We start from the raw sequence: 15480 nt of genomic DNA on the forward strand, positions 1-15480 counted from the left end.
CAGCGTCCATACCTTCGAACAATCTGCATGCATATTTGCATGATCTGCAATCAAAACCCCCGCCTGAGCGGGGGTTCAATACGGTGTTAACTTACGCGCGGACCAATTTCTCATAATCTTCGGCGATTTCGCGGGTCAGATCGCCAACCTCGAAGGTATAATCGCCGATCTGCCCGACAGGTGTAACCTCGGCTGCAGTGCCAGTCAGCCAGCATTGCTCGAAATCGGCCATCTCCTCGGGACGGATCCGACGTTCATGAACAGTGATGCCCTTGTCTTTCAGCATCTGGATCACCGTCTGACGAGTGATGCCGTTGAGGAAGCAATCGGCCAGCGGGGTGTGCACTTCGCCATCCTTAACGAAGAAGACATTTGCCCCCGTCGCCTCGGCGACGTTGCCATTATAATCCATGAACAAAGCGTCCGAGCAGCCTTTGGCCTCAGCTTTGTGTTTGGAAATGGTGCAGATCATGTAAAGACCTGCTGCCTTGGCATGGACTGGAATGGTTTCCGGGCTTGGTCGTTTCCACTCGGCGATGTCCAACTTGGCGCCTTGCATCTTAGCGTCACCGTAATAGGCACCCCAAGGCCAAACAGCGATGGCCATCCGAACCGGATTCTTGGCGGACGCCACACCCATATCCTCGCCCGAGCCACGCCAGACCAGCGCACGTACATACGCATCTTGAAGACCACTGGCTTTGAGCGCTTCTTCCTTGGCGGCCTCGATCTCATCGACCGAGTATGGCATCGGCATATCCAGCGCCTCTGCCGACGCGATCAGGCGTTCGGAATGCTCGCGGCTTTTGAAGATCTTGCCGTTGTAAGCGCGCTCACCCTCGAACACCGAAGACGCATAATGCATCGCGTGGGACAGGATGTGCACATTGGCCTCACGCCAGGGCACCAATTCGCCATCCATCCAGATGACACCGTCGCGATCGTCATATCCAGCCATGCGAAACCTCCTGAACCGGTCGATATTTCCGAATGTTGCGCCGCTTAGGTCCGTATCGGACACAATGTTGCGCAAAAACTGCGATTCGATACCTGCGCGCTCTTGGAATGTCAATAAGGCTGACATAAAGTCAGGTTATATTGCGAATGAGGCCCAACATGACCGACATCCGTCCCGCCCCGGTCTTTGGCGGAGAAAGCCTGTTGTTTCTGACAGATGAACAACTGAGGCAGGGCATCGAGGCCATGTTTTTTGCCTATCGAGGTTTTACCGCTGATCCTGATCGCATCCTGACTGAATTGGCCTATGGTCGGGCGCATCACCGGGCCATCCACTTTATCAACCGAGCGCCGGGAACGACGGTGAACAATCTGCTGGCCATATTGGGTGTCACGAAGCAATCGCTGAATCGCGTCTTGCGCAGCCTGATTGAAGATGGGTTGGTCGAAAGCCGGGTCGGAACAGTGGACAAACGCGAACGCCACCTATTTCTGACGGATAAAGGAAAGGCACTCGAGGCCAAACTATCTGACGCCCAGCGCGCCCGGATGCGTGCGGCCTACAAAGATGCGGGCCCCGAAGCGGTGGCCGGGTTTCGCAAAGTGCTTGAAGCGATGATGGATGCTGATATGCGTCGTGCATATACGAAACTGCGGGATACGACTTCATGAGCGAAATGGACGCCCATCTTCTGATCGTCGACGATGACGAGCGTATTCGTGATTTGCTCAAGAAATTCCTGATGCGCAGCGGTTTTCTGGTGACCTCAGCGCGGGATGCAGCCCATGCGCGGCGGGTTTTGTCGGGACTGGATTTCGATCTGATCGTGCTGGATGTGATGATGCCCGGTGAGGACGGTGTGAGCCTGACCCGATCCCTGCGCGACACCCATTCCACCCCGATCCTGCTTTTGACGGCCAAGGGCGAGACCGAGCATCGGATTGCCGGGCTTGAGGCGGGCGCGGATGACTATCTGGCCAAGCCATTCGAGCCGAAAGAGTTGCTGCTGAGGATCAACGCCATTCTGCGTCGGATGCCAGAGACACCTGCACAGGACACGGCGGCGAAGATTCTACATCTTGGGCCCATTCGCTATGATATCGAACGCGGTGAGATGTGGCAGGGCGAAGACCCGGTGCGCCTAACCGCGACCGAAAGCCAGTTGATGAAAATATTCTCGGCTCAACCCGGCGAACCGATCAGCCGAGCCAAGCTGGTCGAAGATCTGGGGCGTGACAAAGGTCAGGCACAGGAGCGCGCTGTGGACGTACAGATCACCCGCTTGCGTCGGAAGCTTGAGCAAGATCCGAAGCAACCCCGGTATCTGCAGACCGTACGGGGTGCAGGGTATATGTTGGCACCGGATTGATTTTGCCGCTGCGCGGCGATCTTAGGCCTTCGGCGAAGGTATTTTTAGCCAGATGAAGATGGGATCCTGATGAAAACCGCCCTTTTGACCCATGCAGATTGTTTGCACCATGTGACACCTGAGGGACATCCGGAACGGGTGGCGCGGTTAGAGCATATCCTACATGCGCTTGAGGGGCTGGATCTTCAGCGTGTGACGGCGCCGTTGGCGGCGGATGATGATCTGCTAAGGGTGCATCCGCAGAACCATATCAGCGATATTCTCGACCACAGGCCCCCGGATGGGTTCAAACAGATTGATGGGGATACGTTCATGTCTCCGGGATCTGTTGATGCAGCCTATCGTGCGGCGGGTGCCGCCGTGCGGGCCGTTGATATAGTTCTGGCCGGCGAAGCGCCGAACGCGTTTTGCGCTATTCGGCCTCCGGGGCATCATGCCGAGACCGAGACGGCCATGGGGTTCTGCCTGTTTGGGAATGCCGCGCTGGCTGCAAAGCACGCGTTGGATCATCACGGGTTGAACCGCGTGGCAGTGGTGGATTTCGACGTGCATCATGGCAATGGCACGCAAGACCTGCTGTGGGATGAGAAACGCGCTTTGGTGATTACCAGCCAGCAGATGCCCTTATGGCCCGGCTCGGGCCGCCCGGATGAGACCGGTGCTTATGAAACCGTTTTGAACATACCATTGGCTCCGGGCACGGGTGGGGCCGAGATGCGGGCAGCCTATGAAGCGCAAGCCTTTCCGCGTCTGCGGGCGTTTAGGCCGGAACTGATCATTATTTCCGCTGGGTTTGATGCGCATCAGGATGATCCGTTGGCCAATCTCAATTGGTCCACTGGCGATTTCGCCTGGATCACGGCGGAGCTGTGCAAGATTGCCGATGACGTGTGTGATGGCCGTATCGTCTCGACTCTGGAAGGCGGTTATGATCTGAACGCATTGGCCGAGGCGACACGCGCCCATGTGGAAGAACTGATAAAGGCAGCACGATGACCGATACCCCAGTTGAACAAATGACGTTCGAACAAGCGATGAAAGAGCTTGAGGCCGTGGTTGGCCAGTTGGAACGTGGTGATGTGGCGCTGGATCAATCGATTGCGCTGTACGAACGTGGCGCCGCATTGAAGAAGCGCTGCGAGGATGAGCTGAAGCGTGCTGAGGAAAAAGTGGCCGCGATCACTCTGGACGCAGATGGCCAGCCAACCGGGACGACGCCTGTCGAAGGTCAGTAAATGTTTCGTGAAAAGCTGGCACAGGATGCCACGCTGATTCAGGGCCATTTCGATCTGGTTCTGAGCGCGCTGGATGATCTGGATGTGACACGGGCCATGGCCTATGCCACCGAGGGCGGCAAGCGTCTGCGAGGGTTTCTGGTAGTGGAAAGCGCGCGGTTGCTTGGCGTCGATACAGCTCGGGCAATCTGGCCAGCGACAGGTATCGAAGCGCTGCATGCATACTCTCTGGTCCATGACGACCTGCCTTGCATGGATGATGACGACCTGAGGCGTGGACGCCCGACGGTGCACGTGAAATGGGATGAGGGCACCGCCGTTCTGGCCGGGGATGCGCTGCAGACACTTGCGTTTGAGCTTTGCGCTCGACCAGAGGTTGGAAACGCTGAAATACGCGCTGAACTGGCTCTAACGCTAGCAAAAGCGAGCGGCGCACAGGGTATGGTTCTGGGTCAGGCGCTGGATATCGCCGCTGAGACGGCGGCGGAGCCGCTGACACTGGATGAGATTACACATCTGCAAGCGGGCAAGACTGGTGCGTTGATCGAATGGTCCGCCTGCGCGGGTGCGCGATTGGCGCAGGCCGATCCCACCCCCTTGCGCCAATATGCCCAGGCGCTTGGGCTTGCCTTTCAGATCGCGGATGACATTTTGGATGTCGAAGGAGATGCCGAAAAGGCCGGAAAGCGGCTGCAGAAAGACGCCGAGGCGGGCAAAGCGACCTTTGTCTCGCTACTGGGTCTGGACGCCGCCAGATCCCGTGCAATTGAGCTTGTGGATCAGGCTTGTGCTGCGCTGGACGAACATGGCCCCGCTGCAGAAACCTTGAAGCAGGCTGCCCGCTTCGTTATTGCCCGGGACAGCTAAGCCAGGAACGCCAAATGTCTGACCGCCCGAATACGCCCTTGTTGGACCTTGTGAGCCGCCCAGCGGATCTGAAGCAGTTTTCAGATGCGCAGTTGCATCAGGTCGCACATGAGTTGCGGGCCGAGACGATTTCAGCAGTTTCGGTGACCGGAGGGCATCTGGGCGCTGGTCTGGGTGTCGTCGAGCTGACCACGGCGCTGCACGCGGTATTCGACACGCCACGAGACAAGATCATCTGGGACGTAGGTCACCAGTGTTATCCGCACAAGATTCTGACAGAACGCCGGGACCGAATTCGCACCCTGCGCACAAAAGACGGCCTAAGCGGATTCACCAAGCGCAGTGAAAGCGCCTATGATCCATTCGGCGCTGCACATTCCAGTACTTCGATCAGTGCCGCGCTAGGCTTTGCTGTCGCGCGTGATCTGGGCGGCGTTACGCCTGAAGGGCTGGGCGATGCGATCGCTGTGATCGGCGATGGCTCTATGTCCGCCGGCATGGCCTTTGAGGCGATGAACAACGCAGGCCACCTGAAGAAACGCTTGATCGTAATTCTCAATGACAATGAGATGAGCATTGCACCGCCGGTGGGTGCCCTATCGAACTATCTATCGCGCATCTATGCCGAAGAACCGTTTCACGATCTGAAAGCTGCTGCCAAAGGTGCGGTGTCGTTGCTGCCGGAACCCTTCCGCGAAGGGGCAAAGCGCGCCAAGGATATGCTGAAGGGCATGGCCATGGGCGGGACGCTATTTGAAGAGCTCGGCTTTTCCTATCTTGGCCCGATCGACGGGCATGATCTGGACCAGTTGCTGCCGGTTCTGCGTGCGGTCAAGGCGAAGGCAAGCGGACCGATCCTGATCCATGTGTTGACCAAGAAAGGCAAGGGGTATGCCCCCGCCGAACAGGCCCGCGACAAGGGTCACGCGACCGCCAAGTTCGATGTGGTGACGGGCGAGCAGAAAAAGGCGCCTTCGAACGCGCCTTCCTATACCTCGGTCTTTGGCAAGACACTGGTCGATGAAGCAGCGCGGGATGACAAGATCGTCGCGGTTACAGCCGCGATGCCGGACGGTACCGGGCTGAACCTGTTTGCGGAGCGCTATCCGTCGCGCTGTTTCGACGTTGCGATTGCCGAACAGCATGGCGTGACCTTCTCGGCTGCGCTGGCCGCCGGGGGCATGAAACCATTCTGTGCGATGTATTCGACCTTCCTGCAGCGTGGCTATGATCAGGTTGTACATGATGTGGCGATCCAACGCCTGCCGGTGCGATTTGCCATCGACCGTGCGGGTCTGGTTGGGGCAGACGGTGCGACCCATGCGGGGTCGTTTGATATTGCTTACATGGCCAACCTTCCGGGTATGGTTGTCATGGCGGCTGCAGATGAGGCCGAATTGATGCACATGGTCGCCACTGCGGTGGCACATAACGATGGCCCGATCGCTTTCCGGTATCCTCGCGGCGAAGGAGCGGGCGTTGATCTGCCCGAGCGCGGAGAAGTATTGGAGATCGGCAAGGGCCGGTTGATCCAGAAAGGCGCCCGGGTGGCGCTGCTGTCTTTCGGTACGCGGCTGGTCGAGGTGCAGAAAGCAGCAGAGGCGCTATCGGCGCGCGGGATCAAGCCCACCATCGCCGATGCACGCTTTGCCAAACCGCTGGATCGGGACCTGATCCTTGATCTGGCTGCCAATCACGAGGCACTGATCACCATCGAGGAAGGGGCCATCGGCGGCTTTGGCAGCCATGTTGCGCAATTGCTTGCGGATGAGGGCGTGTTTGACGAAGGGTTGAAGTATCGCTCGATGGTGCTGCCGGATATCTTCATCGATCAGGCGAGCCCCGCGGATATGTACGCCGTCGCAGGAATGAACGCAGAACAGATCGAGGCAATGGTGCTTTCGGTTCTTGGCGTTGCTACAATCGGTGAGAAACGCGCCTGATATTCGGGTGTTGCCGCCCCTGGATGCTGAAAAAATAAGCAGTTCAAAAATGATCTAGGTCAATTCCTTACACGCTGTGCTACGCTAACACCCGAGTCAGGCAGGCCAACCCCTGTCGATCACTCAAAGGTCGCGAGCGAATGAACAAGCTAGCCAGCCGACGCGCATTCCTGAAAGGGAAAGTGCTGCGCGAGGATACATCAGCCATCCACCCACCGGGTGCGGTGACCGAGTTTCTTGAGCTTTGCACTCAATGCGACGAATGCCGCGAGGCCTGCCCTGAAGATATCATCCGTTTCGACGCGCAAGGCTGGCCTGTTGTGCAATTGGATGCAGGCCCCTGCACTTTTTGCGGCGATTGCGCCAACGCTTGCCCGACCGGGGCGCTGAATCCTGAACACGTGGCTGATTGGCCTTGGCGCGCTGCGGTGTCGGCCTCTTGCCTGTCGATGAATGGTGTCAGCTGTCGGGTTTGTCAGGATGTGTGCGACCAAAACGCGATCCGCTTTCGGCTGCAAACCGGTGGTCGTGCTGAACCCCAACTCGACACCGATATTTGTACCGGCTGTGGCGCTTGTGCCAGCGCCTGTCCTGCCGGTTCTGTCAGCTTCGAACGCCACACCCCGCCCGCTCAGGAGGTAGCCTTATGAATATCTGTGGATGCCTCGTCCATGTAACCCCCGAAACCACGCAGAGTGCACAGGCCGCGATTGCAGGTACAAACGGGGCAGAAGTTCACGCGGCATCCGAGGATGGCCGCATTGTTGTTGTGGTCGAGGATACGCCGGAAAAAATGGCGTCCGAGACGATCATGGATCTGCACCAGATCCCGGGTGTGATCTCTCTGACCCTGACCTACCACCATTTCGAAGACCTCGCGGAGACCCGTCCGCACCTTAACGCTTCTCGCCAGATCTAAAGCCGGAGACCCATGTCATGACCATCTCTGAATCCCGCCGGACCTTTTTGAAATCAACCGCCGCCGCTGCGACAGCATCAGCCGCAGGACTTCCCCTTGCGACCGGACAAGCCAGCGCTCAGGTCGGCAACCCTGATATCCGTTGGGACAAAGCCGCCTGCCGGTTCTGCGGCACCGGATGCTCGGTTCTGGTTGGCACCAAAGACGGGCGCGTGGTCGCCACGCAAGGCGACCCGGATGCGCCGGTGAACCGCGGTCTGAACTGTATCAAGGGCTATTTCCTGTCCAAGATCATGTACGGCAAAGACCGCCTGACCACGCCGATGCTGCGCAAAACCAACGGCGAATATGACAAGAATGGTGAGTTCGAACCAGTCAGCTGGGACGAAGCCTTCGACGTCATGGCTGCCAAGTGGAAAGAGGCCCTTGCCAAGAAAGGCCCGACCAGTGTCGGCATGTTCGGTTCGGGCCAGTGGACCGTTTGGGAAGGCTACGCCGCTGCCAAACTGATGAAGGCTGGTTTCCGGTCCAACAACATCGACCCGAACGCGCGCCACTGTATGGCCTCGGCGGTTGTCGGCTTCATGCGCACCTTCGGCATTGATGAACCAATGGGCTGCTATGACGATTTCGAGCACGCAGACACATTCGTGCTCTGGGGCTCGAACATGGCCGAGATGCACCCGATTCTGTGGTCACGCCTGACCGACACACGTCTGACCAAACCAGGATCCGAAGTGCATGTACTGTCGACCTATGAACACCGCTCGTTCGAGTTGGCCGACAATGGAATGGTCTTTGCGCCGCAGACCGATCTGGCGATCCTGAACTATATCGCCAACTACATTATCCAGAACGGCGCGGTGAACGAAGAGTTCGTCAACAAACACGTCAACATCACCAAGACCGCCACCGATATTGGCTATGGACTGCGCGATAACAACCCGCTGCAGGAAGAGGCAGAGAATCCAAACTCTGGCAAGATGGAGCCGATCAGCTTCGAAGAATATGCCGAAGCGGTATCGGAATACACGCTGGAATACACATCGGAACTCTCAGGTGTTCCTGCCGCTCAGCTTGAGCGTCTGGCCCAGCAATATGCCGACCCCAACCGCAAAGTGATGAGCCTGTGGACCATGGGTTTCAACCAGCACACTCGCGGATCGTGGGTGAACTCGCTGATGTACAATGTGCACCTGCTGGTGGGTAAGATTTCCGAACCCGGAAACTCGCCCTTCTCGCTCACCGGTCAACCTTCGGCCTGTGGTACGGCACGTGAGGTCGGAACCTTCGCTCACCGTCTGCCGGCTGATATGGTTGTGGCAAACGACAAACACCGCGAGATTTGCGAGACCGCGTGGAAAATTCCTGCGGGCACCATCCCACCCAAACCCGGATTCCACGCCGTTTTGCAGCACCGCAAGCTGAAGGACGGCGATCTGAATGCCTATTGGGTGCAGTGCACCAACAACATGCAGGCCGCGCCCAATATCAACGAAGAAGGCTATCCCGGCTATCGCAACCCGGAGAACTTCATTGCCGTCTCCGATCCCTATCCTACTGTAACAGCCCTGTCGGCTGACCTGATCCTGCCTACCGCCATGTGGGTCGAGAAGGAAGGCGCCTATGGCAACGCCGAGCGTCGCACCCAATTCTGGCGGCAACAGGTCAAAGCTCCGGGCGAAGCGAAATCCGATCTGTGGCAGTTGATGGAGTTCTCCAAACGCTTCACCGTTGAAGAGGTTTGGGGTGAGGAACTGCTGGCCACCATGCCAGAACATCGTGGTAAGACCATGTATGACGTGCTGTTCGCCAATGGCACGATCGACAAGTTCCCGCTGTCAGAGACCGCAGAGGGTTTCGACAACGACGAGTCCGAGCACTTTGGCTACTACGTGCAAAAGGGCCTGTTCGAGGAATATGCCGAGTTTGGGCGCGGCCACGCGCACGATCTGGCTCCATTCGAAACCTACCACCAGGCGCGTGGCCTGCGCTGGCCAGTCGTGGATGGCAAGGAAACACTGTACCGCTTCCGAGAAGGCTATGATCCGTATGTGCCTGAAGGCGAAGACGTGAAATTCTATGGCCATAAGGACGGCAAGGCCAAGATCATCTTCGCGCCATACGAACCCGCCCCCGAGGTGCCGGATGAGGAATTCAACCTGTGGCTCTGCACCGGGCGTGTGCTGGAACATTGGCATTCAGGTTCGATGACCCGCCGCGTGCCCGAACTGCACCGCTCCTATCCCGCCGCCGTTGTCTACATGCACCCGGATGATGCGCGCGACCGCGGTCTGCGCCGCGGGCAGGAGATCGTTCTTTCCACCCGCCGCGGCGAAGTTAACAGCCGGGTCGAAACCCGAGGCCGGAACAAAGTGCCGCGTGGCCTGGTGTTCATGCCATGGTTTGACGAAGGCCAGTTGACAAACAAGCTGACGTTGGACGCGACCTGCCCGCTCTCGAAAGAGACCGACTTCAAGAAATGCGCCTGTAAGGTCGAGCGCGCGTAAAAGGCTGGCAAGGCAAAGGTCGTCCCCATGTCTCGTATTGGCACACCCCTTTCGCCGCAGCGGCGCCGGTTCCTGCAGGACTCGGCGCGCGCAGCGGGCGGCTGCGTAGCAGCCGGGTCCTTGCTGGCCTGGCTGGCGCGGGACGCGCGGGCGTTGCCGGCCGAGGCATTGCGCCCCCCCGGTGCCTTGCCCGAAAAAGACTTTCTGTCAGCCTGCATCCGCTGTGGTCTGTGCGCGCGAGAGTGTCCCTATGACACGCTGAAACTGGCCGAGCTGGGTGTCGATGCGATGGCCACCGGCACGCCGTATTTCACCGCGCGTGATATCCCTTGCGAAATGTGTGACGACATCCCCTGCGTCGCTGCCTGTCCGACCGGGGCGCTGGACCCCGGACTGGACAATATCGACGACGCCAAGATGGGTGTCGCCGTTCTGGTCGATCAGGAAAACTGCCTGAACTTCTTCGGCCTGCGCTGCGATGTCTGTTACCGCGTCTGCCCCGTCATCGACGAGGCCATTACGCTGGAGACCGAACACAACGCCCGCTCGGGCAGTCATGCAATCTTCATTCCAACCGTTCACGCCGATCATTGCACCGGCTGCGGCGTTTGCGAGAAAAGCTGCGTTCTGCCCGAAGCGGCGATCAAAGTTCTTCCCGCCCGATTGGCTCGGGGCAGCAGCGCCGATCACTACCGCAAGGGCTGGGAAGAGAAAGAAGCCAAAGGCGCGCCCGTCGTCGAAGGTATCATCGATTTGCCTGATCGCCTGCCGGGGCCGGGCACCGATAACCTTGTCGCACCGGGCGGGTTTGAGCCCAGCTTCAAATTGCCGGAGGTCACTCAATGACCGTCCGCACAAACATGCCGCTGGGGCATGAAGCTATCGCCGCCAAAGGTTGGCTGAGTGCCCATAAATACCTGCTGCTGCGCCGCGCCAGCCAGGTGTTCTTCCTGGTACTGTTCCTGTTGGGCCCGTGGTTCGGCCTCTGGATCGTGCAGGGCACTCTGGCCGGGTCGCTGACCCTAGGCGTACTGCCCCTGACCGATCCGTTTGTCTTTCTGCAAAGTCTGATCGCAGGGCACTGGCCCGAACTGACCGCCGCCATTGGTGCCGTCATCGTTCTGGTTACCTACGCGCTGGTCGGAGGCCGCGTCTATTGCTCGTGGGTCTGCCCGATCAACCCTGTAACCGAAGGCGCGCACTGGCTGCACCGCAAGCTGGGCCTGCAAAAAGGCTGGCAGCCCAAACGCGGAACGCGGCTGTGGATCATGGCCACCGTGCTGGTCGTGTCCGGCCTGACCGGCGCAATTGCATGGGAACTGGTCAACCCGATCACCATGCTGCATCGCGGACTGATCTTTGGCATGGGCTTCGTCTGGGCGATGGTCGCCGCGATCTTCCTGTTTGACTTGCTTGTCTCGCGCCATGGATGGTGCGGCCATGTCTGCCCCGTAGGCGCATTCTACGGACTGGTGGGCAGCAAGGCGATGCTGCGGGTCAGCGCCGCCAATCGCAACGCCTGTGACGATTGCATGGACTGCTACGCGGTTTGCCCGGAAAACCATGTGATCTCTCCGGCGCTGAAAGGCAAAGACAACCCGCTGATCCTGTCGCCCGACTGCACCAATTGCGGTCGCTGCATCGATGTCTGCGCTGAAGACGTTTTCAATTTCACCCATCGGTTCGACGCCCTGACCGCCGCGCCACCGGAATCAACCGCCGCGCCCCAGCCGCGCGCCTCAAGACCTTTTTGAAGGAGTGAGAAGATGAAAAAGCCGATCCTAGTGGGCCTTGCCCTGATCCCGCCGCTGCTCCTCGGTGGCCTGGCCCTCGCGCAGTCTGCCGGAGTTAACAGCCTACGCGGTGCCGAAGTCGATGAGCCCGCCGTTCTGGATCAGGTGCATCGGACAGTCGAAGGCCGAATGCAGCGTAATTATCGCCAGCAGCCGCCGCTGATCCCACATTCGATCGAACAGTACCAGATCGACCTGCGCACCAATCAGTGCCTCTCCTGCCATGACTGGACCAAGGCTGGTGAGCGCAACGCTCCGACGTTGTCGATGACTCACTATCTGGACCGCGAAGGGCGAGAGTTGGATCAGATCGCCGGCACACGGTATTTCTGCAATCAGTGCCACGTGCCGCAGGCCGATGCGCTGCCGCTGGTCGACAACACTTTTGAACCTTCCTCCGGAAACTAAACTCAGGTCGAAAAGGAGAGCGTGACATGTCCGACTCCCAAGAAAAACAAGGGCTCATCCGGCGCCTCTGGACCTGGTTCTGGAGCCCGATCGCCGTCCTCAGCGTTGGCTTCACCCTGCTTGCCGGATTTCTGGCAGGCATCCTGTTCTGGGGTGGGTTCCACTGGACGCTGGAACTGACGAATACAGAAGAGTTCTGCACCTCGTGTCACACGATGGAGGTCAATCTCGGCGAATACCGTGAGACGATCCACTACAACAACCATTCGGGCGTGCGGGCGATCTGTTCGGATTGCCACGTCCCGGACGAGTGGAACCATAAGATCAAAGCCAAGATCATGGCCGTGAAGGATGTCTACCACGAACTGGCAGGCACGATCAGCACGCCCGAGAAGTATGAGGATCATCGTCTCGCTATGGCGACGGCCGTTTGGAAGAAGATGAAAGCATCCGACAGCCGGGAATGCCGTAACTGTCACAACTTCGACTATATGGACTTCACGATTCAGGAAACCCGGGCCGCCAATGAACACCAGCGCGCGATCGATAACGGCATGACCTGTATCGACTGCCATCAGGGTATCGCGCACAGCCTCCCACCCAACTATCTGGAAACGTATGAAAAGATTGCGAAAGAGATAGACGGCGAGGTTCTGCAGGAACACGCAGCCGCTTCAGGGGACGACATCCGCGCGTTCCTGAACAAAAGCTCGGATTAAGGTGGGGACAGAGATGTTAGAGTTACTTGGAACCATCGGCGGTAACGTATTGGGCCTGCCCGGCATTCTTGGTCTGGCACTGGGCATGATGACACGCCAATTATGGCTGGGAGCCCTTTTGGGCGGTCTGGTTGGTCTGATCGCACCGCTGCTTTTTGCAGGGTGGCAGTTTTCCCATGTCGGGACCATGGCGCTGGTCATCGCCATCATCGTCGGTGTCTGTGCCGGTAGCCTTGGCACCGCCATTCGCCGCAAGGGCGCGACGGTCTGAACAGGTCAACCCGGCGGCAGTGCCGGGTTACCGCCCCCAGTTTTCCGCCGGATCGCTTTCGGCATAATCCCGCAATTTGCCGATATCCGAAATCTCGGCGTGGTTGCGGTTTATCTTTACCCCGACCGCCTTGAGCCGCGAAAACGCCCGGCTCAGGCTTTCGGGCTTCATCCCTAGACGACCCGCGATCAGCATCTTGTCATAAGGCAGCGATACTTCGCACTCACCCGCATCAGTGTCACAGAGGTTCAGCAAAAACTCGGCGACCCGCTGCGCACCGGTCTGCGCCTTGAGCTGTTCCAGCTGCGCCACCAGCGAGTGCAGATGCGTAAAGGTCGCGGCCAGAATTGAAATCCCGATCTCCGGATTTTCCTTCATCAACGAGATAAGGATCGGGCTGGGGATGTGCATCACTTCGCAGGCCGATACGGCCTCAGCTGAAACGGGGTAAGGCACGTTACGCAGCGCCACGGCCTCGCCAAAACTGTCACCACGTTTGAAGACGCTCACGACGGCTTCGGCCCCGGTGGGGGTCATGCGGAACAGCTTGACCCAACCCTCAAGCACGACGTGGATGGCCTGCGCTTTTTCCTCCTGCAGGAATATTGTCTCACCACGGTCATACTGACGCCAGATCGCGTGGCTCAGCAGTGTTTCCACATGCTGTTCCGGTAAACTGCGCAGCAGCAGCGACTGACGTGCGATCGCTTTTTGTGCTTCGTGAGACAAGAGAATACCCCTGTTATTTCCTGCCGGCGCATGGGCGCGGTCGGTCCATCCCTGTTCCACGCTATGCCAGAGCCGGCAGTTGTGCACCATAGTTTTATGTTGTCTAAACTTGACTATTGTCATGTTGCGGCTTGGTTCGCTGCCCTATTCTCGGCTCAAAGCCAGTATTCCGGGGAGCACGTAACATGGACTACGAGCGTTATTTCAGTCAAAGCCTCAGTGACCTTCGGGATGAAGGGAACTATCGTGTTTTCATAGACTTGCAACGTCGCTGTGGTTCTTTCCCGAACGCACGTCAGACGGATGGATCTGTCCAGCGAAATGTGCGGATCTGGTGTTCGAATGACTATCTTGGCATGGGTCAGCACCCATCAGTTATCGATGCAATGCATGACGCATTGGATCGCTGTGGCGCGGGGGCCGGGGGCACGCGAAACATATCAGGCACCACTCACGACCACGTGCTGCTTGAGGCCGAACTGGCCGATCTGCATGGAAAGGAAGCCGCGCTTCTGTTTACTTCCGGGTATGTTTCGAATTGGGCAGCCCTTGGCACTCTCGCCGCGAAAATCCCCGGCCTGATCGTATTCTCTGATGCACTGAACCATGCCTCGATGATCGAAGGCATCCGCCACTCGCGGGCGCAGAAGGTGATCTGGAAACACAACGATTTGGATGACCTTGAAGCCAAACTGGCCGTAGCTGATCCCGATGCGCCGAAGATGATCGCGTTCGAGTCGGTCTATTCGATGGATGGTGACATCGCCCCCATCAAAGAGATTTGCGATCTCGCCGACAAATACGGCGCGATGACCTATCTGGATGAGGTTCATGCCGTTGGCCTCTATGGGCCACGCGGCGGTGGTATCGCTGAACGAGAAGGCCTTATGGATCGCCTGACGGTGATCGAAGGCACGCTTGGTAAAGCGTTCGGTGTGGTGGGCGGGTATATTGCTGCCTCGGCTGCGCTGTGCGATTTCGTGCGCAGCTTCGCCAGCGGGTTTATTTTTACCACCGCCCTGCCACCATCGATCGCGGCCGGGGCCGCGGCCTCGATCCGGCATTTGAAACAGTCGAATGCTGAACGCGACCTGCAGAAAGCCCGTGTAGTGCAGGTTCGGGCCCGTTTGGATGCGGAAGGTATTCCTCATATTCCTAACCCCAGCCACATCATCCCGGTGATGGTTGGCGATCCGGTGAAGTGCAAGTTTATCTCGGACACGCTGCTGGAAGAGTTCGGCATCTACATTCAGCCGATCAATTATCCCACCGTACCAAAAGGGACCGAGCGTCTGCGGATCACGCCGTCTCCGGTACATACGGATGAGGATATCGAGCATCTGGTTGGCGCGCTGTCCACCCTCTGGCAACGCTGTCAGATTGCGCGCATGCCGATGGCAGCCCAATAACCAAGAAGCGCCCCCTAGCGTAATACTTCGCCGTCTCCCCGGAGGCGGCGTTTTTTGAGTCAGATCAGGTAGAGGGCGAAGACAATGATGGCAAAGCCCGTCAGCACCATGGTGAAACCTCGCAGCCAGGCCGGGCTGTTTACGAGATCAAGATAACAAGCCAGGATAACGCGACATTTCGCCAGTGCGAGGACCAGAATACACCCCGCCAGAACGGATGGCGGGATGGGCAGCACAGTCAGCAGTGCTGATGCGACGCTGAGCACCAAAAGGGTCAGCCATGCACGTGTGAGCGAATTATGGAGCGCTCTTCGCCAGTATTTGGGAAAAGATGGTGCTGCAGGCATCGG

General features: G+C 58.5%; 18 protein-coding genes. 15 read left to right on the forward strand and 3 right to left on the reverse strand.

Going from position 1 to position 15480, the window contains the following annotated elements; all coding sequences use genetic code 11:
• Nucleotides 1-91: 91 nt before the first annotated feature.
• On the reverse strand, nucleotides 92-958 hold the full coding sequence (locus ACR0AH_RS17200) for a branched-chain amino acid aminotransferase (RefSeq protein ID WP_170398212.1): 867 nt from the start codon (nucleotides 956-958) through the stop codon (nucleotides 92-94).
• A gap of 158 nt (nucleotides 959-1116) precedes the next feature.
• Here ACR0AH_RS17200 and ACR0AH_RS17205 point away from each other — a divergent pair, with 158 nt between their 5' ends.
• The 14 genes from ACR0AH_RS17205 to ACR0AH_RS17270 all read left to right on the forward strand — a co-directional run bounded on the left by ACR0AH_RS17205 (nucleotide 1117) and on the right by ACR0AH_RS17270 (nucleotide 12992).
• Nucleotides 1117-1629, forward strand: coding sequence for a MarR family winged helix-turn-helix transcriptional regulator (locus ACR0AH_RS17205; RefSeq protein WP_170398209.1), 513 nt, complete (start codon nucleotides 1117-1119; stop codon nucleotides 1627-1629).
• A complete protein-coding gene (locus ACR0AH_RS17210; RefSeq protein WP_170398206.1) occupies nucleotides 1626-2327 on the forward strand; it encodes a response regulator in 702 nt (233 codons plus the stop codon). The genes ACR0AH_RS17205 and ACR0AH_RS17210 overlap by 4 nt, the downstream gene beginning before the upstream one ends.
• 69 nt (nucleotides 2328-2396) lie before the next feature.
• Nucleotides 2397-3323, forward strand: a complete 927-nt coding sequence (locus ACR0AH_RS17215) for a histone deacetylase family protein (protein ID WP_170595083.1) — start codon at nucleotides 2397-2399, stop codon at nucleotides 3321-3323.
• Nucleotides 3320-3562 carry an exodeoxyribonuclease VII small subunit gene (locus ACR0AH_RS17220; RefSeq protein ID WP_010443127.1) on the forward strand — a complete coding sequence of 81 codons (243 nt, stop codon included), beginning with the start codon at nucleotides 3320-3322 and terminating at the stop codon, nucleotides 3560-3562. Before ACR0AH_RS17215 ends, ACR0AH_RS17220 begins: the two co-directional genes overlap by 4 nt.
• The gene (locus tag ACR0AH_RS17225; RefSeq protein ID WP_480592942.1) at nucleotides 3563-4429 is read left to right on the forward strand and encodes a polyprenyl synthetase family protein; all 867 of its coding nucleotides are present in this window, start codon (nucleotides 3563-3565) and stop codon (nucleotides 4427-4429) included.
• Nucleotides 4430-4443: 14 nt separating this feature from the next.
• Entirely contained in the window at nucleotides 4444-6372 is a 1929-nt protein-coding gene (gene dxs / locus ACR0AH_RS17230; protein WP_480592944.1) for a 1-deoxy-D-xylulose-5-phosphate synthase, read from the forward strand.
• A 140-nt stretch (nucleotides 6373-6512) separates the two neighbouring features.
• Nucleotides 6513-7022: a ferredoxin-type protein NapF gene (gene napF, locus ACR0AH_RS17235; protein ID WP_170566668.1), complete on the forward strand. Its 510-nt coding sequence runs from the start codon at nucleotides 6513-6515 to the stop codon at nucleotides 7020-7022.
• Nucleotides 7019-7291, forward strand: coding sequence for a chaperone NapD (locus ACR0AH_RS17240; RefSeq protein ID WP_170425561.1), 273 nt, complete (start codon nucleotides 7019-7021; stop codon nucleotides 7289-7291). Before napF ends, ACR0AH_RS17240 begins: the two co-directional genes overlap by 4 nt.
• 17 nt (nucleotides 7292-7308) lie before the next feature.
• Nucleotides 7309-9801, forward strand: coding sequence for a nitrate reductase catalytic subunit NapA (gene napA / locus ACR0AH_RS17245; RefSeq protein WP_170625402.1), 2493 nt, complete (start codon nucleotides 7309-7311; stop codon nucleotides 9799-9801).
• A 27-nt stretch (nucleotides 9802-9828) separates the two neighbouring features.
• Nucleotides 9829-10647 (forward strand): ferredoxin-type protein NapG, encoded by an 819-nt coding sequence (gene napG / locus ACR0AH_RS17250; protein ID WP_480592946.1) that lies wholly within the window; start codon nucleotides 9829-9831, stop codon nucleotides 10645-10647.
• The gene (gene napH / locus ACR0AH_RS17255) at nucleotides 10644-11555 is read left to right on the forward strand and encodes a quinol dehydrogenase ferredoxin subunit NapH (RefSeq protein ID WP_480592948.1); all 912 of its coding nucleotides are present in this window, start codon (nucleotides 10644-10646) and stop codon (nucleotides 11553-11555) included. The genes napG and napH overlap by 4 nt, the downstream gene beginning before the upstream one ends.
• A gap of 12 nt (nucleotides 11556-11567) precedes the next feature.
• Nucleotides 11568-12002: a nitrate reductase cytochrome c-type subunit gene (locus tag ACR0AH_RS17260; protein WP_170398181.1), complete on the forward strand. Its 435-nt coding sequence runs from the start codon at nucleotides 11568-11570 to the stop codon at nucleotides 12000-12002.
• Between the two features lie 26 nt (nucleotides 12003-12028).
• Nucleotides 12029-12721: a NapC/NirT family cytochrome c gene (locus tag ACR0AH_RS17265; RefSeq protein ID WP_170471354.1), complete on the forward strand. Its 693-nt coding sequence runs from the start codon at nucleotides 12029-12031 to the stop codon at nucleotides 12719-12721.
• 13 nt (nucleotides 12722-12734) lie between these two features.
• Nucleotides 12735-12992, forward strand: coding sequence for a hypothetical protein (locus tag ACR0AH_RS17270; RefSeq protein ID WP_170566660.1), 258 nt, complete (start codon nucleotides 12735-12737; stop codon nucleotides 12990-12992).
• 27 nt (nucleotides 12993-13019) lie between these two features.
• Here ACR0AH_RS17270 and ACR0AH_RS17275 read toward each other — a convergent pair whose 3' ends face one another.
• Nucleotides 13020-13721 (reverse strand): Crp/Fnr family transcriptional regulator, encoded by a 702-nt coding sequence (locus tag ACR0AH_RS17275; protein ID WP_170566658.1) that lies wholly within the window; start codon nucleotides 13719-13721, stop codon nucleotides 13020-13022.
• A gap of 185 nt (nucleotides 13722-13906) precedes the next feature.
• On the opposite strand from ACR0AH_RS17275, the gene hemA reads away from it, so the two are divergent.
• Entirely contained in the window at nucleotides 13907-15130 is a 1224-nt protein-coding gene (gene hemA / locus ACR0AH_RS17280; RefSeq protein WP_480592950.1) for a 5-aminolevulinate synthase, read from the forward strand.
• A 59-nt stretch (nucleotides 15131-15189) separates the two neighbouring features.
• On the opposite strand, the gene ACR0AH_RS17285 is transcribed toward hemA, so the two are convergent.
• The gene (locus ACR0AH_RS17285) at nucleotides 15190-15477 is read right to left on the reverse strand and encodes a cytochrome C oxidase subunit IV family protein (protein ID WP_170408110.1); all 288 of its coding nucleotides are present in this window, start codon (nucleotides 15475-15477) and stop codon (nucleotides 15190-15192) included.
• Between the last annotated feature and the right edge of the window lie 3 nt (nucleotides 15478-15480).

Source organism: Ruegeria sp. AM5, assembly GCF_056540645.1.